The organism is Leptothoe sp. EHU-05/26/07-4 (assembly GCF_043421015.1).
Taxonomy (GTDB): domain Bacteria; phylum Cyanobacteriota; class Cyanobacteriia; order Phormidesmidales; family Phormidesmidaceae; genus Leptothoe; species Leptothoe turfae.
Map to the genome: position 1 here is coordinate 846,788 of NZ_JAXSQV010000002.1, position 20,078 is coordinate 866,865.

At 48.7% G+C, this 20,078-nt stretch carries 24 protein-coding genes; 9 read left to right on the forward strand and 15 right to left on the reverse strand.

What is annotated here, in order from left to right:
- Nucleotides 1-480: 480 nt before the first annotated feature.
- The 5 genes from U2F10_RS05350 (at nt 481) to U2F10_RS05370 (ending at nt 2,818) form a co-directional block, all read left to right on the forward strand.
- On the forward strand, nt 481-1,068 hold the full coding sequence (locus U2F10_RS05350; protein WP_499871156.1) for a hypothetical protein: 588 nt from the start codon (nt 481-483) through the stop codon (nt 1,066-1,068).
- Nucleotides 1,069-1,288: 220 nt separating this feature from the next.
- On the forward strand, nt 1,289-1,624 hold the full coding sequence (locus U2F10_RS05355) for a hypothetical protein (RefSeq protein WP_499871157.1): 336 nt from the start codon (nt 1,289-1,291) through the stop codon (nt 1,622-1,624).
- Nucleotides 1,625-1,640: 16 nt separating this feature from the next.
- Nucleotides 1,641-2,030, forward strand: coding sequence for a hypothetical protein (locus tag U2F10_RS05360; protein WP_499871159.1), 390 nt, complete (start codon nt 1,641-1,643; stop codon nt 2,028-2,030).
- Between the two features lie 2 nt (nt 2,031-2,032).
- A complete protein-coding gene (locus U2F10_RS05365) occupies nt 2,033-2,398 on the forward strand; it encodes a hypothetical protein (RefSeq protein ID WP_499871160.1) in 366 nt (121 codons plus the stop codon).
- Nucleotides 2,399-2,407: 9 nt separating this feature from the next.
- Complete coding sequence (locus U2F10_RS05370; RefSeq protein ID WP_499871161.1) at nt 2,408-2,818, forward strand: hypothetical protein; 411 nt, start codon at nt 2,408-2,410, stop codon at nt 2,816-2,818.
- A gap of 512 nt (nt 2,819-3,330) precedes the next feature.
- Here U2F10_RS05370 and U2F10_RS05375 read toward each other — a convergent pair.
- Nucleotides 3,331-4,152 (reverse strand): formylglycine-generating enzyme family protein, encoded by an 822-nt coding sequence (locus tag U2F10_RS05375; protein WP_499871163.1) that lies wholly within the window; start codon nt 4,150-4,152, stop codon nt 3,331-3,333.
- Between the two features lie 208 nt (nt 4,153-4,360).
- Nucleotides 4,361-4,489 carry a hypothetical protein gene (locus tag U2F10_RS05380; RefSeq protein WP_499871165.1) on the reverse strand — a complete coding sequence of 43 codons (129 nt, stop codon included), beginning with the start codon at nt 4,487-4,489 and terminating at the stop codon, nt 4,361-4,363.
- A 90-nt stretch (nt 4,490-4,579) separates the two neighbouring features.
- Between U2F10_RS05380 and avd the strand changes: the two genes are divergently transcribed.
- Nucleotides 4,580-4,966: a diversity-generating retroelement protein Avd gene (gene avd / locus U2F10_RS05385; RefSeq protein ID WP_499871167.1), complete on the forward strand. Its 387-nt coding sequence runs from the start codon at nt 4,580-4,582 to the stop codon at nt 4,964-4,966.
- Nucleotides 4,963-6,039, forward strand: a complete 1,077-nt coding sequence (locus U2F10_RS05390; protein WP_499871168.1) for an RNA-directed DNA polymerase — start codon at nt 4,963-4,965, stop codon at nt 6,037-6,039. The genes avd and U2F10_RS05390 overlap by 4 nt, the downstream gene beginning before the upstream one ends.
- 54 nt (nt 6,040-6,093) lie before the next feature.
- Here U2F10_RS05390 and U2F10_RS05395 read toward each other — a convergent pair whose 3' ends face one another.
- From U2F10_RS05395 to U2F10_RS05450, 12 genes are all read right to left on the reverse strand, one after another.
- Complete coding sequence (locus U2F10_RS05395) at nt 6,094-6,942, reverse strand: formylglycine-generating enzyme family protein (RefSeq protein WP_499871170.1); 849 nt, start codon at nt 6,940-6,942, stop codon at nt 6,094-6,096.
- Between the two features lie 27 nt (nt 6,943-6,969).
- Nucleotides 6,970-9,678, reverse strand: a complete 2,709-nt coding sequence (locus U2F10_RS05400) for an SAV_2336 N-terminal domain-related protein (protein WP_499871171.1) — start codon at nt 9,676-9,678, stop codon at nt 6,970-6,972.
- Nucleotides 9,678-10,700, reverse strand: a complete 1,023-nt coding sequence (locus U2F10_RS05405; RefSeq protein WP_499871173.1) for an AAA family ATPase — start codon at nt 10,698-10,700, stop codon at nt 9,678-9,680. Before U2F10_RS05405 ends, U2F10_RS05400 begins: the two co-directional genes overlap by 1 nt.
- Nucleotides 10,697-12,541 carry a VMAP-C domain-containing protein gene (locus U2F10_RS05410; protein WP_499871175.1) on the reverse strand — a complete coding sequence of 615 codons (1,845 nt, stop codon included), beginning with the start codon at nt 12,539-12,541 and terminating at the stop codon, nt 10,697-10,699. The genes U2F10_RS05405 and U2F10_RS05410 overlap by 4 nt, the downstream gene beginning before the upstream one ends.
- Complete coding sequence (locus tag U2F10_RS05415) at nt 12,542-12,898, reverse strand: CU044_2847 family protein (RefSeq protein WP_215619577.1); 357 nt, start codon at nt 12,896-12,898, stop codon at nt 12,542-12,544.
- A 483-nt stretch (nt 12,899-13,381) separates the two neighbouring features.
- Nucleotides 13,382-13,669, reverse strand: coding sequence for a hypothetical protein (locus tag U2F10_RS05420; RefSeq protein ID WP_499871178.1), 288 nt, complete (start codon nt 13,667-13,669; stop codon nt 13,382-13,384).
- A 63-nt stretch (nt 13,670-13,732) separates the two neighbouring features.
- Nucleotides 13,733-14,107, reverse strand: coding sequence for a hypothetical protein (locus U2F10_RS05425; protein ID WP_499871180.1), 375 nt, complete (start codon nt 14,105-14,107; stop codon nt 13,733-13,735).
- Nucleotides 14,108-14,121: 14 nt separating this feature from the next.
- On the reverse strand, nt 14,122-14,829 hold the full coding sequence (locus tag U2F10_RS05430) for a hypothetical protein (protein WP_499871182.1): 708 nt from the start codon (nt 14,827-14,829) through the stop codon (nt 14,122-14,124).
- Nucleotides 14,830-14,841: 12 nt separating this feature from the next.
- Complete coding sequence (locus U2F10_RS05435) at nt 14,842-15,435, reverse strand: hypothetical protein (protein ID WP_499871184.1); 594 nt, start codon at nt 15,433-15,435, stop codon at nt 14,842-14,844.
- Nucleotides 15,432-15,911 carry a hypothetical protein gene (locus U2F10_RS05440; protein ID WP_499871186.1) on the reverse strand — a complete coding sequence of 160 codons (480 nt, stop codon included), beginning with the start codon at nt 15,909-15,911 and terminating at the stop codon, nt 15,432-15,434. Before U2F10_RS05440 ends, U2F10_RS05435 begins: the two co-directional genes overlap by 4 nt.
- Before the next feature lie 36 nt (nt 15,912-15,947).
- Nucleotides 15,948-16,334, reverse strand: a complete 387-nt coding sequence (locus U2F10_RS05445; protein ID WP_490795925.1) for a hypothetical protein — start codon at nt 16,332-16,334, stop codon at nt 15,948-15,950.
- 38 nt (nt 16,335-16,372) lie between these two features.
- On the reverse strand, nt 16,373-16,594 hold the full coding sequence (locus U2F10_RS05450; RefSeq protein WP_499871187.1) for a hypothetical protein: 222 nt from the start codon (nt 16,592-16,594) through the stop codon (nt 16,373-16,375).
- A gap of 366 nt (nt 16,595-16,960) precedes the next feature.
- On the opposite strand from U2F10_RS05450, the gene U2F10_RS05455 reads away from it, so the two are divergent.
- Nucleotides 16,961-17,275, forward strand: a complete 315-nt coding sequence (locus tag U2F10_RS05455) for a hypothetical protein (RefSeq protein WP_499060658.1) — start codon at nt 16,961-16,963, stop codon at nt 17,273-17,275.
- A gap of 164 nt (nt 17,276-17,439) precedes the next feature.
- Complete coding sequence (locus U2F10_RS05460; RefSeq protein WP_499871189.1) at nt 17,440-19,545, forward strand: hypothetical protein; 2,106 nt, start codon at nt 17,440-17,442, stop codon at nt 19,543-19,545.
- 128 nt (nt 19,546-19,673) lie between these two features.
- Here U2F10_RS05460 and U2F10_RS05465 read toward each other — a convergent pair whose 3' ends face one another.
- The gene (locus tag U2F10_RS05465; protein ID WP_499871191.1) at nt 19,674-20,033 is read right to left on the reverse strand and encodes a CU044_2847 family protein; all 360 of its coding nucleotides are present in this window, start codon (nt 20,031-20,033) and stop codon (nt 19,674-19,676) included.
- Nucleotides 20,034-20,078: the final 45 nt, after the last annotated feature.

The window sequence follows — 20,078 nt, forward strand, 5'->3', positions numbered from 1 at the left end:
GCTGAGTCAGTATTCCAACCCCGCCTCAGCTACACCTAAAGCCAGTTCCAAGTAAACCTTAAAACCAGACATACCAATGATAGATGATCAACCAGTATCAGATCGTCAAGACTTTGTAGTAGCCATCTTTGAAATCAAAGACAGAGTTTGGGATTCCACTCTACAAAGCGTTGTCATCAAATTACATTCTCAGGGATGGACCTATCAGAGAACATCGCCCCCCCATTGACAGGATTAAAGCCTGCTGAGGTGGCATACCACGGTGTTCGAGGAATATCGATCCCATCCATATATCCAGCGTTTGACAGTCTTGTTCCTGACCATACACACGTCACCGTTATGAGCTCTCCTCTCGGAGCAATAAAGAGAGTTTTAGAGATCGAGTAGCGCACATCAGAGCGCACTCGTAGTACAACAGCAGCGCACCGCGAGTGTAACCAACTGCGCAACACAAACCATTGAAAATAAAGGAATAGCATCATGACAGCACAACAAACGCACATCCCAGAGCACAACACGCCGCACACTCAGAGTGCAGTGGAGCGCACCGGAGCGCACTACAGCGCAAAACAACTAGCCGAAGAACTAGAAACCGTCAGCTCTACCCTAAGAACTCGCTGGTTCCCCTGGCTCAAAAAAGTAGCCCCTGAGCAACTGCTCAAAACCGACCAAGGCTACACCGAACTAGCCAGGGCACTCTTTTTCGAATTCAAAACCGTAGACACCAAAGAGAGAGATGCCTGGGTAGTCGATGCAAAACACCGCTATTCCCAAGAATGGGAATCAGCCGGAGTGATTGAAGGTGAGTTAATGCCTGAAGAAGTCGGCGGAGTTTTAGCCATACTCTCAAGCCAGAACACATCAAGTGAGATAGCGCTACAACAAGAGCTAGACGACTTAGACGAGTTTATTCATAGCCTCAATCAAGCTGAGTCTAACTTTTCTGATGCTGAGGTGGCTCGTTTTCGCCTTAACGGTGCTCAGCGTGGCGTTGCTCGGTTCAAGATCGAGGCTAAGGCAGAGGCAGAGGTCTACAACAGACTGCAACAAAAACGCCTGGAGAAATAACAATTGATTCCTGATTTTCTAAAGCCATATGCACAAGAAAAGGAGATCAACAAACTAGAAGTCTTTTCACTGGAGGTATACAAAACCCTCCTATCTATCCAAAAATTAACGACAGAAGAAGAGCACGCGGACTTACAAACAGAGGCCATAATGCTGTCAATAAATATGCTCTACAGACTCAAAGAAGCTCAAACACCAACAAATTCAGATCTCAACTAACATGAACGATGACAGTCCATTTAATACCCCTGAGTCCCTAGACATCAGAATTCCAAGGCTGTTTGACGATGTAATAACAGCACAAAACGATATAGCCGATCTGATATCTCGCCTTGACGAGGTTAAGCAAGAACTCAAGCAACTACAAAGCGATCTAGCGCTTGCCTTGAAATCAAAGATTGGTCCTAGTGGGGCCGTTCTACACCGTGATCTCGTTTGGCTTTACACCATCGACACTGGCTATCAAGGCAATGACGTTACGTGTAGATTCCAAAGCCTTAAAACAACAACATTACTTAAGACCAATGCGGCACCCATTAAAGACGAGATTGTCTAGTCTGCGGAAAATTCCGATGATATCGCTTGACCTGGCTTTACTGATCGGCCTAACCAGTTGTGCCGATGGGGTCAGTGATACGGTCAATAGCCTAACGCAGGCATTCAGGAATGACGCCGTAGCCGTAAGCCAGCCAGCCGGACTTGTTGCCCATAGTCAAGGGCCAAGCTCCAAGGCATTCCATATGGTTGGCAGCTCAGGCCAGCTCACACACCAGCAGACCACCACACTATTGCACCTCAACTGGCCACAGTTCCACCAGGCCATCGAGGGAGCCTTAGGGCATCCACATACCCGTGATACCTATGCCGACTATTACACCCTGCCCAACGGTCACACAGCAACAGTTTACTACTCCGGTGGCAATGCCACCGGCTACAGCTTAGGTGACTCAGGAGTTGAATAACCATGACACAGAAAAAACGACAAGTTCCCCCACATATTGCCGTACAGCTCGATCTTCAACAACTGGCAGCCCTGCAAAGTGCTTTAGATGACTTTGACAATAATTACAACTCGTTGATGGAAAGGTTAGCGGAGCTTCATGCACCTTCCGTTGTCTACATGATGGTCAATGGAGCCATCAAGCGAACGATGCTCAAAGGGCGCTCTGATGTTGACTTAAGTGATCAATTTGAGCTAGAGCTATGGGCCACAGGTTATGATAGAACAACTGAACTAATGACGGATTTAAGCGATCCAGAAGGTACAGCGCGGGAAGGCTTCACTCAAGCCAAAATGTTGAAAGGTGTAATTTCTTACTACACAAAGTAAAGGAGACTTATGTTATTGACAGCTTGTCCAGAATGGTTAGCGAATTCGGTAAACATTGCCAGTCAAACCCTTGACTGGTTAGTACTCAACTTCAAAGAATATAAGTGCTCAACCTCGATGTTTTCAGAAGAACGCGAGTTTACTTTTTTTGTAGACTACGTAGCTGAATGCTTGAAAGAACCAATGTTAAATGACACAGCATTGGCCATACAACATTTAGACGAAGCCTGCACAGACATCATTGGAAAATTACCCACCGACAAGCAGTCAGAGTTTTCATACAGAGTATTACGGATGATGTCTCATCTTGATAAGGCACTCACAAAATATGGTGAGATTTACAAGAACATGAGCGAAGAACAATTACAACTCTTGTCTGAACGACATCAAGAGAGAAATAAACAAAAGCTAGTAGGCTAGTAGACCATAAGGGGATACTACGGTTGACACTAAAATGTTGTTAAAAGTCTAGGTAGCCTCCTCTTTATAGCAACACAAAGAGGTTTTTGATGACTGGCCTAAATCTGGCCCAAAACAGCCAACTGGCACACACCTAAAATGCCCATTCCCTCATTAAGTGCATACTCCGAAAACCTCGTAACTACGTTGATTAGTTGCTGCTGTTGCAAACAGTCAACAGGACACCAGCATTCAAATCACTTACTCTGAAAATCTCTCAGACAAAACCGTAGATTTTGGGTTAAAGGCTCTCACTCACCAATTCAACTCCCATGTTAAAATAGCTGCGCCTTCAGCGCAGTGATACAGACAAAATAGTGATCATTATTTTTGTGTAAGGATATCTTGCGAGTAACGGGCAAATAAACATAATCGCCAATTGCAGTAGTGTAAGGATGTCTTACACTACTGCAATCTCCTTCAAGGATGCATCATTTTCTATAAAGAGAGCAAAAGAGAAAGAGAGAAAAGGGCTACTGGAGAATCCTGGGCGCTGAACATACTACACGAAAACCGAAGCTGAAGCGGCTAGCGGGCGTAAGGTTGTTGCGATAAGCGGAGCGGCAATCCCCCGGATTGAAGGGCCAGGAGCCCCCGTGTAGTACGCGATAATCAGAATCACCACCTTCTATCCAGGCACTGCCATCGGTAGGAGCTCCCTCGTAATTCCCATGCCAATGATCCTGGCACCACTCCCACACATTGCCGTGCATATCGCTTAAACCAAACCTATTGGCAATGCCAAACTTATTTACTGGAGTAGTCGCCTCTCGATACTCTCCCTTTTCACCATCACCATAGATTTCGTTGCCATCGTAATTAGCGACATTGGTGGAAATGGTGTTGCCCAAATAAAACGGTGTCTGGGTGCCTGCTCGACAGGCATACTCCCACTCTGCTTCGCTGGGGAGCCGATAGGGACGTTTGGTGTGCTGTTCCAGCCGTTGGCAAAACTCCACTGCGTCATACCAGCTTACGGAGTCCACTGGATGGTTATCCCCTTTGAAGTTCGATGGGCTTGCTTCTAGGTCACGTTCTACCTTGGGCAAGGATACAACCGCTCGCCACTGGGCTTGGGTCACCGGATAACGTCCCATAAAAAACGATGGCACGGTGACCTCCCGCTGAGGCCCTTCATAATTGTCACGTTCTAGTTCATCCTCTGGGGAGCCCATGGTAAAGGTACCGCCAGGAACTAGCACCATATGGAGCGGCAATTCCTCAGACGACACGGATAGCTCTGGCTCTACATATCCTTTAGCAGTGCGGGGAGTACGGCGTAGGGTAGGTGGCATAGTTAGGTGGAGTGGGCCAGTTAAGTCGTCGGTTTCCCTACCAAAGTAACTGACCCGGTTTTATTTTTGGATGCCTGGGCATCGCTGGAATAGGCTCTGGACTCTCCTGGGGCACGCTTGACAGATTCCCATCTGCCAATTCTGGCCAGCTTGGTCCCCAGGCAAAGCCCAGGAACCAGCAATAGAAGAGTGCTGGGCGCTGAACATACTACACGAAAACCGTTGTTGTTGCGGTTATCGGGCGTATTGTTGTTGCGATAAGCGGAGCGGCAATTCCTCGGATTGTTGTTCCAGGAGCCCCCGCTTCGCGGCCTACCCCACCTATCAGCATAGGCATATCAGTTCAAGCCGTAACGCCCCTGAGATAAAACGCTACATAGAGTCTCTGGGCATTCTGAAGGGCGTCTGCGTCGGGGTCAATTTACCCATGCTCAAGGATCTACCGATTATTCAAAAAACCTACGATCTGGTGAAGTGGTACGTGCCCATCATTAACAAATTGCCCCGTGAGCATCGCTTTCTGCTGGGCGATCGCATCATCACCGAACTCTATAACCTGCTTGAAATCTTGGTCGTCGTCCGCTATCAACGCCAGAAACTACCTCAACTTCAGCAGCTCAACGGCAAGCTTGATGTTCTTCGCTATCAAACTCGGCTATTACTGGAATTTGACTTGATCTCCCACAAGCGATATCAGTACGCCGGTCAGCTCATCAATGCCATTGGCACCGATCTGGGTGGCTGGATTAAGCAGCAGCAAGCCAAGACAGACGGTGAACGTCCAAAGCCCAAACAACCTATGGTTCGACCATGAAACGTCGTGGCAACCTGTGGTCCCAGGTGATCGCCTTCGATAACTTGCTAAGGGCCTCTAGACTGGCCCAAAAGGGGAAGCGTTTCCGGCCCAACGTTCTAGCCTTTAACCATCGCCTAGAGAAAGAACTACAGCAGCTTCAGACTGAGCTAAAAACCCTCACCTATCAGCCAGGGGGCTATCGCACTTTTCGCATCCGAGATCCCAAGCCTCGCATGATTTCAGCAGCTCCTTACCGGGACCGGGTGGTGCACCATGCCCTCTGCAATGTCATCGTCCCTTGGCTAGACCGCACGCTGATCCACGATACCTATGCCAATCGTCTAGGCTATGGCACCCACCGAGCCCTCCATCGCTTTACCGGCTGGGCTCGGCAATACCGTCACTGCTTACAGTGCGACATTTCCAAATATTTTCCATCCATCGACCATGCAATCCTCAAAACCTTATTGCGTAAGCATCTTAAATGCCCAGATACTCTCTGGCTAATCGACACCATCATCGATGCCAGCAATGAGCAAATGCCGGTGATTGAATACTTTCCAGGAGATGATCTACTGACACCGGCACTGCGGCGTCGGGGACTGCCCATCGGCAACCTCACCAGTCAGTTCTTTGCAAACCTGTACCTCAGCCCCTTTGACCATTTCGTTAAGCGCCAGCTCAAGCTCAAACAGTATCTACGCTATGTGGATGATTTTGCGGCCTTTTCAAACGATCGCCAGGAACTGGCAGACGCTCGTCTGGCTATGGAGGACTATCTAGCTACCCTGCGGCTAAAGATGCACCCGATTAAAAGTCAGTTGTTTGAAACCCGCTATGGAGCCAACTTCGTTGGATTTCGCATTCTACCGGATCGGATTAGGGTACGTAATGATAATGTGCGTCGGGCTAGGTGTCGACTAAAGACGCTCCAGCAGCAGTATGCTGCCGGGGATATTGAACTAGAGCCATTGGTGCAGCGGCTGCAAAGCTGGGAAGCTCATCTGAAGCATGGCGATACCTATCGACTCAGGCAGCGGGTATTTGAGCGACATACCTTTATGAGGGAAGAAAAAGAGAAAGAGGGATAAATTCAGTTTTCTCTCATAGGGCAAGAGAGCAAGAGAGCAAGAGAGAGGAAAGGGCTATGGGAGAATCCTGGGCGCTGAACATACTACACGAAAACCGAAGTCGTTGCGGTTAACGGGCGTAATGTAGGGGCGAAAAGCGGAGCGGCAATCCCTCGGAAAGTCGTTCCAGGAGCCCCCGCGTAGTACGCGATATTTAGAATCACCTCCCTCTATCCAGGCACTACCATCTGTGGGGGCTCCTTTATAATTTTCATGCCAATGGTCCTGACACCATTCCCACACATTGCCATGCATATCCATTAGACCAAAGGCATTCGCTCCTTTGAACTCATTCACAGGAGTTGTCTTTTTTCGATACTCTCCCTTAGGTCCTTCACCATAAGATCCAACTCCTCCAACCTCCTTCCAATCTGTACCTCGATAGTTAGCGAGTTCTGTATTAATGGTCTGACCGAAATGAAATGGGGTGGTTGTACCGGCTCGACAGACGTATTCCCATTCCGCCTCTGTGGGTAGTCGGTATTGACGATTGGTATGGATGGTCATGCGATCGCAGAACTCCACCGCATCATGCCAGGAAACATTCTCCACTGGGTTCAGATCGCCTTTAAAGTCAGAGGGCTCCGGCTCTAACTTCTGGTTCACCTGCTCCATGGCCGCCACCGCTCGCCACTGGGCCTGGGTGACTGGATACTTGGCCATAAAGAAACGGCCAAGACTAACTTCATGCTGAGGGCCTTCGCTATCCAGGCGTTCTAGCTCCTCCTCTGGGGAGCCCATTATAAAGCTACCTGCCGGTATCTCCATCATGCGCAGGGGCCATACGCCTTTGGCGATGGGTTCATCGTAATACTGGTTCTGGCCTCGGTTTTCTTTGATGGAAAAGATACTAGCTTTTTGCATAGGGCAAAAGGGAAAGAGAGAAAAGGGCTATGGGAGAATCCTGGGCGCTGAACATACTACACGAAAACCGATGAGGTCGCGGAAAGCGGGCGAAATGAGGTCGCGATAAGCGGAGCGGCAAAACCTCGGATTGAAGTACCAGGAGCCCCCGCGTAGTACGCGACGTTTATCGTTTCCTCCCTCTATCCAGGCACTGCCATCAGTAGGCGCTTCTTCATAATTATCGTGCCCATGATCCTGGCACCATTCCCGGACATTCCCGTGCATATCGCTTAAACCAAAGTCATTTGCAATACCAAAGTGATTTACGGGTGTGGTCTCACCGCGTCGTTCCCCCCTTGGACCATTTGCATAGGCACTACCACCATAATTCGCCACTTCAGTGGTGATCATGTCTCCAAAGTGAAACGGTGTGGTGGTTCCTGCTCGACAGGCATATTCCCACTCTGCTTCGCTGGGTAAGCGATATTCCCGTTCTGCATAAACTGACAACCGAGCACAAAATTCCATTGCGTCATGCCAGGAAACTTGCTCCACCGGTCGATTATCTCCTTTGAATCTGGCTGGAGCAGCCTCTAGCTTACGGTTTACCTGTTCCATGGCGGCAACCACACGCCATTGAGCCTGGGTCACGGGATAACGTCCCATAAAGAAAGACTCTACTGCGACCTCATGCTGAGGCGACTCACGGTTACTGCGTTCGGGCTCATCGTCTGGGGAGCCCATTACAAAACGCCCCTCTGGAATCGCTACCATCTCTAAGGGAATCTCTAAAGACAGTTGTTCAATATAGCGATAGGCCGTCTGCGGCTGTTCCTGACGCTGCCACTGCTGGCCACTGCCCGTCAGGGTTACGACTGTCACCTCAAAAGGTTCTAGAGCGTTGGGGTCTTCAGAGTCGTCACCAGCTTCCAACGTTAGAATCACAAACTCTTCAGTCTGAAGCGCTGGTGGGAATGTGGGTAAAGCTTCTTCAGCATCAGCCGTCACTAAAGCTTCAAACCGAGCATCGATAAAGTCAAAGTCTTCCAGCTCTGGAAAACGAATCGGTTCAGGCTCGTCTAAAGACGATACACCTTGAGCAACGGGCACCTGACCAAAGTCACGCACTAATTCTGCATATCTCCCCCCCAATCGCCGCAATGCCTGCTTGGTCACCGTCGCAAAGGTTAAAAATTCTTCTCCGACATCGCCGAGTTCTTCTTCAAGACGCAGAAGGGCTGTAAAGCTGTAAATGGACTTACCCAGCTTCTTGCCAATATAAGTCGAAATTTCATTGAGAACAATTTCTGCCGATGGCATATCCACCGTGCCAATCAGTAACTGCCGCACACCGGGCAAAAACTCATATCGACGTTTAGTGGCAAATAAACTGCCTTGGTTAGGCACACTCGCCTCAGCGTCAGCAGCAGAGTCTTGTTGACGTTCTATCAGACCACTCAAAAACACTTCGGCCACATGGAGCGGTGTAGACTGCGGCAACAGCTTTGCCTGGATGATATAGATCAACGACAATTCCACCGGCACAAGGGCCATCAAAGACGCTAATTCACGCGCTGTATCAGAGGCCGTCTTACTAAAGCGACGCACAAGATATTGAGCCTGATTCGTATCATTCGACAACGGTGGCGCAGGCTCCTGCGGCTGCGATTGCCAATGGGGGTCAAACCAGATGCCTGCTGCCTGACTATCGCCAAAACCTGCTAGCATCTTGGCCCACTGCACCATCGATGAGGGCTCCAACGTGATCACTGGCAGCTTCAGACCGGGCTCGCCATCGTCCTCCCAGGTCAGGGGCAAATGGTTGATTAGCTGGTTATTGGGTACCCCTGGGCAGCGCCCCGAGAAAGAGGTCCTCAGCCCAGCACTCAAAACCGTTCTAGACCACAGTCGCCCCGGTAACATCTGCACAATGGCCACCGGGCTATGGTTCGCCCATAGCGATAAATACTCTGTCTGCACGGTGCCCGTCTGCCATGCGGGCGAAATACAATCACTAATCACCAATATCAACCGTCGCCCTGAAATATCAATCAGTTCTTTCGGCGCACGGGAACGAGGAGATACATTACCCGTCGGACGTTTAGCAAATAGCTTGATGGCTCCGGCAGAGGCCGTTTGTAAATACCAGGTACTAATGGTGCGAAATGCGCCCTGGCGTTCTAGCACCTGTTGAAAGTCCCGAATCGTATCGCGCCAGAGAAAACTAGACGCTGAATCTTCAACCACCAACACCAGCTCTAACCAACGCTCACGGGACGGTTTTGTCACGGTCATACAAAACTGCCGTTCTGCCGTTTGTTCGGCAGTGGCGTCTTCGTCCAGAACCCGCTGGGTATAGGAATCTACCTTACGCATCAAAGGCCGCAGAGAGCGGCCTAATGCCAGGGTTTTACGCAGTGCTGGAGCCGTTGGAGTTTGAAACGGAATGCTGCGCTGGATAGGTTTATCCTGCTGTGCCTGATCGCCACGGGACGATGGGGCCGACAACGTTAGGCTGGGGTCTCGATTGGGTGACACAGAGGGTAACGGTCCTGAGTCTATAAGCTCATCATCCCCAGAGTCATCGCCATCATCGTCGTCATCAGGCTCTGTACGCGCCTGGGCAGCCGGTGCATCGATATAGTTGACCAGCCAAAGCAAGTCAGCAATATTTTCGCCATCCCAATCAACACCCGCTGATTGCAAACGAGCAATCAGCGTCGCTAAATTTGTCGATGACGCATCCTGAGCCATTACGCTCCAGGACCCGAAAGCGGCTTTAAGATCTTATCGAGCAGATCATTGTTCTCGACATCTTCTGATGGAATCCCTTCTTGGAGAAGAAGATAAATCGCGTTCAGCAACTGGTCCGTGGCTAATTCTTCACTGCTACGCTTCTCGACAAAGGCGTTGATAATCGGCTGAGCCTTGGTGAGCACATCTGGATCAAGCCGTTGAAGGTGTCGCGACACGATATCGGACAGTTCTTTGGGGTCGGGTTCTTCCATTTCTAAACGGATACACCGACGCAAAAAGGGTGGCGGAAAGTCTCGCTCTCCATTGCTGGTCAAAATTACAAAGGGAAAGGCATTACACTGAACCTGGCCATTGGTAATCTCTGCGGTCACACTGCTCTGGGTGTAGGAAGTACCCACCTCCACCGTAGACAGTACTTCTTTAATGCGCTCTAGTTCGTCAATGCGATAACGCCCTTCTTCAAAGGTATGGAGTAAGTCATTGGGCAAATCAATATCGCTTTTATCGATCTCATCGATCAACAAAATTCGGGGGCGCTTGAGCCGTTCTGAAGGTACCGGCAACAACGCTGTCCCCAATGGCCCCAGCCGAATATACTTACCAATCGATTCTAATTCTTCGGCTGCTGTCTTTTGTTGGTTAGTCTCAGCAGACTCTGACGGTTGCACCTGGGAATCTTGCAAACGGCCAATGGCATCGTAGCTATACAACCCCTGCTTTAATGTGGTGCGCGTAGTAATTGGCCAGTAGAGGACTTCCCCCAGCTTTAGCTCATGGGCCACCGCATAGGCTAACGAGGTTTTACCGGTCCCCGGCTTACCCGTAATCAGTAGGGGACGGCGCAGGTATAACGCTGCATTCACTAACTGGATCTGTTCAGGTCGAGCCTTAAACGTTGTCCCCTTTTGCGCTTGATACTTACCTACATCTTGAAATTCACGCCATCCGGGGGGATCGGGGAGGCGATCCAAGTCGTCATGGGGCGTGCCACTGCCGTTGTAAATTTCCCAGGAGGTCATAGATTCGCGTGGGCGTAAGAATAAAGATTGTCAGTATTTGGGGGAATATGGTTGGGATTTTCCCATAGCACTGCTAAATGGTGACCCAGTTCGGCAGATTTACAATATTCTGTATCATCATCCAGTTCCGACGTATTACGCCGAAGGTTAAGAACTTCTTCAGGCACCTTTCCTAGCGGGTGGCTCAATAGGTCAGTATCCAGCGTTGTAGACCAATCGCAGTCTGTACAGTCATTATTTCGCACCCAAAATGCTAGGGGGGTACCCGTTAGTACGAGCAAGGCAATGTCTCCAGCATTACTGAGATCCGGCGAACTCGATAGCTTTAAACCCAACACAGCCTCAGATTTAAGCTTTCGCTTCAGTGTCCTATCTTTTTCGGTAAATTTTGTGTGGGCCACCGTGGCTTGATGGGCTTCCACTTGCTCCCATTTCTTTTGCCATGGCGATCGGGCACGCGGCTGAGCCACCCGTTCCTGTGAACGCAGCAAGACTTGGGGACAGGCATCACCGGCAATACTTAGAGGCTCATTAAACCCCATAAACGGAATTCCTAGACGTTCTAGGGGCTTATTCATCAAGGCAAAGGGCAATAAAATTTCAACCGTCAGGTCACTGGTGTCAATATCCAGGTCGGCTGCTTGGTTCAAATACGCCTCGATAATCTCGGGTAACACCTGATAGAGTTCCGGCTGCTTCGAGGACGATTGCAGCGAGTCCACTAATGATTTGGGCAACGATAAGCGTTGTACCGTATCGCCAGCCTCTACCTTGGGATCATATTTGGTGGGGTCTGGAATCAGCCAAGCATCCACTAAATGTGAATCAAGGTCCCCATTTTGTTCGCGCTCATGGATGCTCACTAACAAGACGGGCGATGCTGGAGCAATCGACTGATATTGTCGCTCCAATGCCGCTGTTCGCATTTGAGTTCGAACCGCGTCAAACTCATCGGTAAATTCATTCGCCCATGAGGTTAATGTGGCGATTAAAGCCTCAAATTGCTGGGGCACTAAATTATCCACTAAACTTGCTGTGAATTGCACCAGCTTATCTACACCATCATCGCCACCTGCGCCCTGGTTGGATAGTTCCTCCAAAATCTTTTCAGGCTCACGTTGAAGCGTTCCACGAGCATTCTCACTACGACAAAGACGATACGCCACAGCAATCTGACTGCCGATCTCCTCTGTATGAGGCTCCAACAGATCCCATAAACGGTGACGCTGCACCAGCCTCAGGGGGATACGCAACTGATCGACCGAAATCATAAAGCCCAGCCGATCGTCTGGATTAATTGCGTCACGGGCCACCACCAGACCGATAAACAGTTGGGGCGCTTCGTGCCACACTGGCGAACCGCTTATTCCTTCCGAAATAGAGGTTCCTATATCTTGGGAGACTTCCAACTGCACCCAGTTACGGCTTGAACCAGCCGTTTGTGCTGCGATGTTACGCCCAGCAGGGTTACCGGCTAAATGCCCAAAGGTACGCACCGTCGCCCCACTCAAGTCTTGAAAACTAGATGGCATCTGAATGGGTACCAACGGTGGATCGGTCTCAATGGGGGCTTGTAAACGCAGAACAGCGATGTCCTCGTAGCCTTCAGACGCCCTGAAGTCGTGATACACCAACTCAGATGTCAGACGCTCTGTCTGGCCAGCCTGATCGAACATCACGTCAACCTGCTGACCCAATGGGGCCGTTTCACCCACCACATGGGCACAGGTGATTAAATAGCGGCCACCGATCCAAAAGCCAGTGCCCGCAATCTCATCGGTATCACCGCGATAGACCTGGACTATGGAGCGTTTTCCAACCTCAAACTCTATCGCTGGCATCTACTCTGACTCTTTTTCCCACTTTAGCTTGACCTCAAAGGTAACCTCACCACCGACAGATCCAAAGACAATGCCGGTTTCAGCACCTAATTTAAGACCAAACGTAACCTCTACTTCATTAGCAGGGGTGGTCAAACCGGATTTCATTCGAGACACAACCTTAGAAACGACAGGTTGCACCTTATCTAATGCTTCTTCCAAAGTTTGGCTAGCCTGGTAAACCATCCGATTAGTATCTGGTGTGGACACCCGCTCAACTCCAGGTCCACGCCCCGTTGATTGGGGTTTATCTACCTCTACCAGGAATGTAGTACCGTCATCATCACTGAGCGTGAACTGGGCTAATTCTCTATCCATAAAGCACGTTATTCCTAGATCTAGATATACATCCAATAACCATCAACAATTATGGCTATCAAATTCCAGAAATTCCTGATTTTTCAGATTTATTCTAAGTGAACGCAGTAAGGAGCTAAATGGGGTTAATTACCACCTAAAACTTGCGGAAGCATGTTAACAGACTAAGAAGCTTCCAAAGCTCTGACCCGTTGCACAACTCTCAACGACTCTACTGGGTGGATACTTTGTTTTGAGTAGCTACTAGCCACAGCAGGAAATCAATAGTCCCAACGGATACGGATACGGCCTGGACTTACCCCCAGATGGACAAACCCTCTTAGGGTTCCAAACCTCATACTACAGGGCCAGTGTTGGCGACAAAACTCTTCCAGGGCATAGATGCTTTAGAGATCCAAAGCTCTCGTTTCAGACACTTCGTAAAAGTGCTCAGATTGTTTGCCCCCCTAATTGCAGTATTGACCGCGCGTTAAGTGCATTTTTTTAAGGGGGTAACTCGGCATCAAACCCTTTGACCTGAGCCAAAAATACTTGATTGATTCCCCTCACAGTAGCGATCTCCTTCTCTACTGAATCAAGACGTCGCTCTAACTCTTTCAACAAAATATTCGTATTGTTACTCAGCGATGTATAATCTCGCTTGAGATGATTGATATCACGCTCTAACCCGTAGCTACGACGCACTCTAGCAACAAAGAAACCAATCACACCAGCTGCCGTTGAAAACACTGTGATTGCTAACGGTAAATTTTCTATCAGAAATTTGTTCATGATGACTAAACATAAAGGGCGATCTTGGGTCGCCCTTTTTCCATGGGAGTTTCAAGGAATCAACTATGCCGCCTGTTCTTTGGCTTTGCTGGGGTGGACAAACCCAATTGAACAAATGCTGGCAGTTCCCTTGTTGTCTATCTCAGACGTACAGGCTGGATAAACAACCGCCATCGGCGGAATACCCGATACATCGTCTGTGAGCTTCCATCCTTCATGGGGTTGGCAGCTCTCGATTTTACAGGCTTCCGAATAGATGACACTCCCACTGTTAACCTCTAGAATGCCCCATTTGCGATCGCCTACAGGCCTGTCTTGCGAGTGAATCAAGACATACTGATCGTAAGGCAGCTTTTCAAGCCACTGGCTAAAGTCGAGCGTCAATAGGTAGCCCGGTTTTGGAATGGTAACCACGCCATTCACAACAGGTCTAATCATGAGCTATGCCCCCCTTAAAGGGTATCGGGTACGTCTTCACCGTCACCGCCACTGTCACCCATTGGGGGGGCTGCGGGCGGTTGGGTGTCAGACTCAGCATTCACCTGGTCTAAGGATGTTGGCAACACACAGTTAACCTGCAACCGTTGCTGAAAGGCATTAACGCCTGCTTGAACCGCATTGTAGATATCGGTCACCGCTTCACAGCGAATGGCATCCGCATCCAGACCCAGTGAGTCGAGATCAATGTTTTCAAGCTGCCCTTGCAAGTCTGCAATCTGCTGCCCTTGGGTGGCTTGAGTCGTTTGGATAGTGGTCTGGTTTGTCTGCAAGTTGGTGATCTGATCACCATGCTGATTAATTTGTTGTTGCTGGCTGTTATAACTGCTTTCCAGGGCATCCAGGCGATCCTTAACCTGTTGCAGGTCATTAACGCCGTCACCATCCTGGTCTTGCAGCGATTCAATCAGATTTTGTAACTGTTGAACCTGAGCGGTAAAGCCCTCCTGGTTAACCAGCGTATCTAGAACAGTCTGCATCGCTGCAAATTGTTCTAGAACAAATATCCGATCCTCGATCCGACCGTCACAGATTGCCGTCTGTAGGGCTTCACCCATCTGGTCGAAGAATTCAGCAATATAGGCAGGGTTCACACAATCCCCGTCTGGCGTGGTATACCCTGTAAAGCCTTGTGCGCCTTCACCGTTCTGAACAGTCACCATAGGTCAAATTAGCTAAGTTTTCCTGAGAAACAAAAGAGAGCCATAGATCTCTGGCTCTACATGGGTGCGGTAGCCATACCCCCAAGCCTTAGACCGATTGCGATCGCATCGCATTTCTGCGACCAGCTGCGTTGGCTCAGTGACCGCTAGCAGCCCGTCTAGGGGGATATGCCAGCTATAATGCAAGGAATAGGTGCTCGCACTATAGATCGGGTCTAGCGAGCCTGTTAGGGGTCGTAAACGGCATCGCATCCCCGCGTTTTCCATTCCCGTCATCCAGCCCATCACGACGTAGTGACCCGAGGGAAGCTCAATCCGTCCAGCGCTGGGCAAGGGTGACAGTGTTCCAAAGTCGTTTAAGGGGTGTTCATAGTTGAACGGTCGCTCTAACCAGGTTGCTGGTGGGTAAAAGCTACCGCCACTTTCACCCGCAGGCCGTCTGATTTGAAACGAGGCAACCTGAACACCCAGAGCAGACGTTAGACCGCTTATGGATGGATCGGGTACTCCTCGATAAGACTGGCCATCACGAGACACGTAAAAATAATCTGTGTCTCGATAGGGCAGTGGTAGCAATGGGAGTTCTGAAAACTCGTTACTACTCATGGAAAGTGTATTAGGTCTCCATTAAAGGTAAACGCTCTATCGGGTAAACCCGATCCAACTCCGAAGAACAACACCCCCCCATCAAACCTTGGAACGATAGGATTCAATTCGATGTGTTGTTGCTGTTTGGCCCATAGCTCAATGCGATAATCGGTGATCCACACATGGGGCCAAAACTCAAGATAGTGCTCTAATCCCGTGTAGGCAATAGAGATATGTTGTTGACCAAAATACAGTCGCTCAACCGCTTGAATCGGCTCACGAATCGGCCCACCCGTTAGCAAATTTGCCAGATACCCGGCCCGATGCCAGCCTTTTTGATTGGCAATAACGCTCGTGACCTTGACCAGTACATCAGCCGATTGATTGAGCTTAAACGCAAATCGATATCCTTTGTGAGAAAGAAGAGATTTAATCTCTAATCGTTGATACTGGTCTGTTAACACCTGTAGAGATAACTCAAACGCTATCCCCACAGGCTTTGTAAATGGCCAGCCTCTAACTCTCACAGCTTAGTAGTAGCAGCGCTTTAGCGGTCTGTAGACACGGATTACAGCTCGGCCAAAGATTTTCTTTTTTGCCAGAGACAGCATGGCGTCTTCAGCTTTGTCAGGGTCACAGTAAAAATGAAACCGCTTGGGTTTGTCTACCTGAGCGGCATTTTTGACGGCAGTCCCAACAGCGGTACTGTAGACCAGCACCAGCTTGACAAGTACGCGCTTGGCCTCAACACCAGAGACAACAATGCCACTGTTGGTTGCGCCTGAGGTGGCTTCTGTTGCTGGAGTACCGCCAATGATTTTCTTGACGGTCTTATCCGCGTAAAACCATCTTGCACCACTGATTTGATACGTGTTTTTTCCAACCGTGAAATTGACGTTGATTCGTTCTGTTCCCATGATCTAATCCTCCTAGGGTTTACGTATTCCCTAGCTGATTAGCTTAGGTATTCAGATGCGGACAAGGTGAAGGCTCCACCCGTACCGCTCAAAGCCGTTGGTAGAGTCATGGTGATCGAGACCAAACCACTTTCAATATCCGTATCAATCTGGACATTATTCAACGGCACATCAGCCGTAGATTGTGCCGCTTCTAATACTTGAAGCTCGCGAGCAACTTCAAGCGCTTGTCCTTCAATACTTGTTGCTGATGTCGTCATTGCAGCAGCCATAGCCAAAAATCCTTGTTAATAGACAGCGGAGTTTCTCCACCCAAAAGGTTGGCTAAAACGCTTGCAAATCCATCATGTTAGAAACGCTTTTGTCCCTTCGACATTAAACCCAAAGGGGTTAACCACGCTTTGTTAGAATGAGCCACTTACCGGCAATCTTGTAAGCACGTAATTGCTTACATTTACATCGTCTTCTTACCGTTCTTTCGTGAATAAAAAATCTTTCTGAATAGTCAGAAACACTGATTAACTCAAACCCGTCAGGGATTTGGGTTAATCCTGTGATAGTTCTACGTTTGTTGTAAAAAATATCCACCTATACTATGGAGCGAAGCTACACCCGAATCATCCATCATGACAATCCCACTCACCAGAGCACAAATACCCGATAGCGCATTCATCAATGGCCTGGAGAGTTTAGCGGCATGGGCGAATGCCGTACTCGAATACATGAACAATGGGGAGACCTATAACGAAGCAGAAGGTATCCGAGTAGACCGCGTGCAACAATCTCTGTTTAGAAACTATGACAAAGAGATTTACATCAGTTATCGGTCTAACCTCAGGTTGCACCCAGACTATAATACAGGGGCGTATGGGACGTTATGGGAAGCCACGAAACCCTATTATTCGGGAACCATACCCAGTGAGTTCTTACAAAGTAGCTGATAATGCCTACGTATTTGTCACCGGGGAATACGGCTTCTATCCTAGGCCCTTATACAACAGGCTCACAGGGGAGCGGTATTACGTCGGGAGATCTCAGTGCTAGCCCATCATCAGGAGGCTTAAGGCTACAACGGTCTCCAGCCACCGCGCCGAGTCCAGGCTCATTGCCGTATAAAGAGCCTGGACTCAACTTAAAGCGGCAACTCAATCTCAGGAAACCATTAAACCTAAAGCCTGCGCCGACTCCTCAACAGGGGCATGGCCTGTCAAATGCATTAAATCGGAGTTTGCAACGGCATCAACAGAATTTTTCTCAACATGGCAACAGAACCTCAACCAGTGGTCCTAGAGGAACCACACAATCGGCCCGCAATATAACGAGCTTTGGGTCTCAAACAAGGAACGTTGCCAGTAATTCAGGGACAGCAACAACCAGCAGTGCTCGAACAGCACAAGCGATACAAAACTGGAATGCGGCAAAACGCGCTCGTTTGAATGCGCCACAAGGAACAAATCCTATCCATAGCACGGCGGTTAAAGGGACAACATTAAGTGCCAGCACTGCAGGTGGTGGTTCAATCTTGTTTACTCCTGTTGCCAGTAATCCGGCGGGTGTTGTGGCAACATTAGGAACGGCTGCCTTTGGCATTGGTTTATATACAGGCAATAAAATCTATGAGGGAATGGGCTCGCCTTTTGGTCCTAGTTTAGGAGAGCACTTAAAGGCGGCACTTGGAAAGAACGATCAACAGTTAGAACCCAGTACACACAAATCTAAACCTATCGCTGAAGGGCTCACTCACGATCTTGAAACCTATGGGGAAGCAGGCAAAAAGTATACCGTAACATATAGAACAAAATCTGATTATGGGCCAGATCATTCTGAGGGTCCCCAAGAAAGACCATGGAGAGAATCAAAAACGTTAACGGGTAAAACAGGACCTATCGGAACCGCTGTTTATAGGAATCCGACTTCTCAACCAGAAGGGAAACACTATTTCAAAGGAATTACCGGAGGCAATGCCCATCGTGACCATCAATTTTATGGTGGTGGTGGTGATTTGCTAGATATGGGATTTATTACAGGAACCGGAACTAATAACCGTGATGTTTTTGTAAGCTCTTTAGAAATCTTAGACGTTGTTCCTTTAGATGACAATAATAATCCTTCGGGTGCTCCTGTAGAACCTCAGGTGATCAATCCCTCAAAAAGCTGGCCTGATATCAGCGAGTTACCTGATTTTTCTGGCGACACCCAACCGCCCAGCGACATACCGGATACAGCACCACCCGATCCTTTAGACTCAGATGAACAACCCGAACAAACACCGAGCAACCCAGACGTCCTTAAGGGTTTAGATGGTTTGCCACCTGTAAACCCAGTCAATCCAAAGGAAGCTAAAGAGAAAAACTCGTCTAATGACAATAGCCCTAATCTTCTGCCTGTTCCGTTTATTCTGGGTAGGATACAGCGCAAAAAGTCTAGACGTGTTACTAGAACAAGCCCTCCACCTAACGTAAATAGCCAAAAGAAGACGACTCCACCGACCACGAAAAAGAATCCTGAGTCTGACTGTCAAACGACATTACGAGTCATCAGAGAAAACATAAACAATGAGTGTTGTGAGGCTAGCGCAAATAACATCGAACAGTTACTAAATGAGATACAGGAGATAAAGAAAAAATTTGAGGCGTCTGGGCTCGGAAGTATTAATATGACTGAGTGTGAAAGCACCTTACCCTATCTATTACCATGGTCAGGATCTGGATTACATGGGATTTATGCTGCCCTAGAAAGACTTTCTGAAGCAACAGAGCGAGTGTGGGACAAAATCAAATGCCCACCCGAAACAAATGCAGCTGTTCCTATAGCGTGGGAAACAAAAACAGGAGAACACCCACAATTGATTATCCTTTGGAAACCATCAGAGGGAGGTCATAGTCGCTGGTCTATGCATATCCCTCATCCAAAAAAAATGATTTCACACACCTATGATTTTAACTTTCCAACGTACACAAAAGGCGCTGTTAGAGGAAGTTTAGTCTTAAACGACAACAGCAAAGTTGTTGTTAATGGTCAGTCTGAAGCCGAATGTAAAAAGGTTCTAAGCTATGCTAGAAGCCTGATAGAGTCGAGTTACCTAGTGGGGGCTAGAGAAATATTCTCTAAAGGTGGATCAACAAACAAGGTGCAATCTGTTAGAGCGATTTACATAAAAAGCTTTGCTGGTCATTTGGATCAAGCGCCACTGTGGGTTAAATCCCTCTGACTATCTGCAACGCCCGCAACTAGTCAACAGAATAATAGCCATCGTAGCCGATGACCTCAACGGAAAAATAAGCATTCTGCCTATGTGACAGTGGGTTAATTTAGCCCACTTTTAAGCCAGTAATAATGTTAGCTCTTGGGTTTACACTTCACTTCGACTTGAAAGCTGCCTTCTGCAGACCCCTGGGTCAGAATAGGCATGCCCGTAGTCCCTGCAATTTTGATGCCAAATTTTAGGGTGATTTCTTCAACCTCTGCAAACGCTACCTTGCTAAAAGCACCCATGGCGTAATAGGTGTAGGCTCTCAATGTACCGTGAATATCTTTGAGCTTGGCTTTCACATCATCGGTGATGCCCATGGACTCGTATTCATCATCATTGCTGGTAGCTGATGTTTCAGGGACTTCTATTGGTTCAGACGCCTCAAAAAACATGATGTAGGCATTGCCATCATCATCTTCAAAGGTGAGCCGTTCTACGTCAGACATAGTGATACCTGGGCTATTGTTTCGACATCGGCTATGTTAAGGGGA

What these genes read in the sequence shown, in the direction of transcription:
- U2F10_RS05350 (WP_499871156.1), top strand. Translation starts at nt 481, where the DNA reads ATGACAGCACAACAAACGCACATCCCAGAGCACAACACGCCGCACACT.
- U2F10_RS05355 (WP_499871157.1), top strand. Translation starts at nt 1,289, where the DNA reads ATGAACGATGACAGTCCATTTAATACCCCTGAGTCCCTAGACATCAGA.
- U2F10_RS05360 (WP_499871159.1), top strand. Translation starts at nt 1,641, where the DNA reads ATGATATCGCTTGACCTGGCTTTACTGATCGGCCTAACCAGTTGTGCC.
- U2F10_RS05365 (WP_499871160.1), top strand. Translation starts at nt 2,033, where the DNA reads ATGACACAGAAAAAACGACAAGTTCCCCCACATATTGCCGTACAGCTC.
- U2F10_RS05370 (WP_499871161.1), top strand. Translation starts at nt 2,408, where the DNA reads ATGTTATTGACAGCTTGTCCAGAATGGTTAGCGAATTCGGTAAACATT.
- U2F10_RS05375 (WP_499871163.1), bottom strand. Translation starts at nt 4,152, where the DNA reads ATGCCACCTACCCTACGCCGTACTCCCCGCACTGCTAAAGGATATGTA.
- U2F10_RS05380 (WP_499871165.1), bottom strand. Translation starts at nt 4,489, where the DNA reads ATGCCTATGCTGATAGGTGGGGTAGGCCGCGAAGCGGGGGCTCCTGGA.
- avd (WP_499871167.1), top strand. Translation starts at nt 4,580, where the DNA reads ATGCTCAAGGATCTACCGATTATTCAAAAAACCTACGATCTGGTGAAG.
- U2F10_RS05390 (WP_499871168.1), top strand. Translation starts at nt 4,963, where the DNA reads ATGAAACGTCGTGGCAACCTGTGGTCCCAGGTGATCGCCTTCGATAAC.
- U2F10_RS05395 (WP_499871170.1), bottom strand. Translation starts at nt 6,942, where the DNA reads ATGCAAAAAGCTAGTATCTTTTCCATCAAAGAAAACCGAGGCCAGAAC.
- U2F10_RS05400 (WP_499871171.1), bottom strand. Translation starts at nt 9,678, where the DNA reads ATGGCTCAGGATGCGTCATCGACAAATTTAGCGACGCTGATTGCTCGT.
- U2F10_RS05405 (WP_499871173.1), bottom strand. Translation starts at nt 10,700, where the DNA reads ATGACCTCCTGGGAAATTTACAACGGCAGTGGCACGCCCCATGACGAC.
- U2F10_RS05410 (WP_499871175.1), bottom strand. Translation starts at nt 12,541, where the DNA reads ATGCCAGCGATAGAGTTTGAGGTTGGAAAACGCTCCATAGTCCAGGTC.
- U2F10_RS05415 (WP_215619577.1), bottom strand. Translation starts at nt 12,898, where the DNA reads ATGGATAGAGAATTAGCCCAGTTCACGCTCAGTGATGATGACGGTACT.
- U2F10_RS05420 (WP_499871178.1), bottom strand. Translation starts at nt 13,669, where the DNA reads ATGAACAAATTTCTGATAGAAAATTTACCGTTAGCAATCACAGTGTTT.
- U2F10_RS05425 (WP_499871180.1), bottom strand. Translation starts at nt 14,107, where the DNA reads ATGATTAGACCTGTTGTGAATGGCGTGGTTACCATTCCAAAACCGGGC.
- U2F10_RS05430 (WP_499871182.1), bottom strand. Translation starts at nt 14,829, where the DNA reads ATGGTGACTGTTCAGAACGGTGAAGGCGCACAAGGCTTTACAGGGTAT.
- U2F10_RS05435 (WP_499871184.1), bottom strand. Translation starts at nt 15,435, where the DNA reads ATGAGTAGTAACGAGTTTTCAGAACTCCCATTGCTACCACTGCCCTAT.
- U2F10_RS05445 (WP_490795925.1), bottom strand. Translation starts at nt 16,334, where the DNA reads ATGGGAACAGAACGAATCAACGTCAATTTCACGGTTGGAAAAAACACG.
- U2F10_RS05450 (WP_499871187.1), bottom strand. Translation starts at nt 16,594, where the DNA reads ATGACGACATCAGCAACAAGTATTGAAGGACAAGCGCTTGAAGTTGCT.
- U2F10_RS05455 (WP_499060658.1), top strand. Translation starts at nt 16,961, where the DNA reads ATGACAATCCCACTCACCAGAGCACAAATACCCGATAGCGCATTCATC.
- U2F10_RS05465 (WP_499871191.1), bottom strand. Translation starts at nt 20,033, where the DNA reads ATGTCTGACGTAGAACGGCTCACCTTTGAAGATGATGATGGCAATGCC.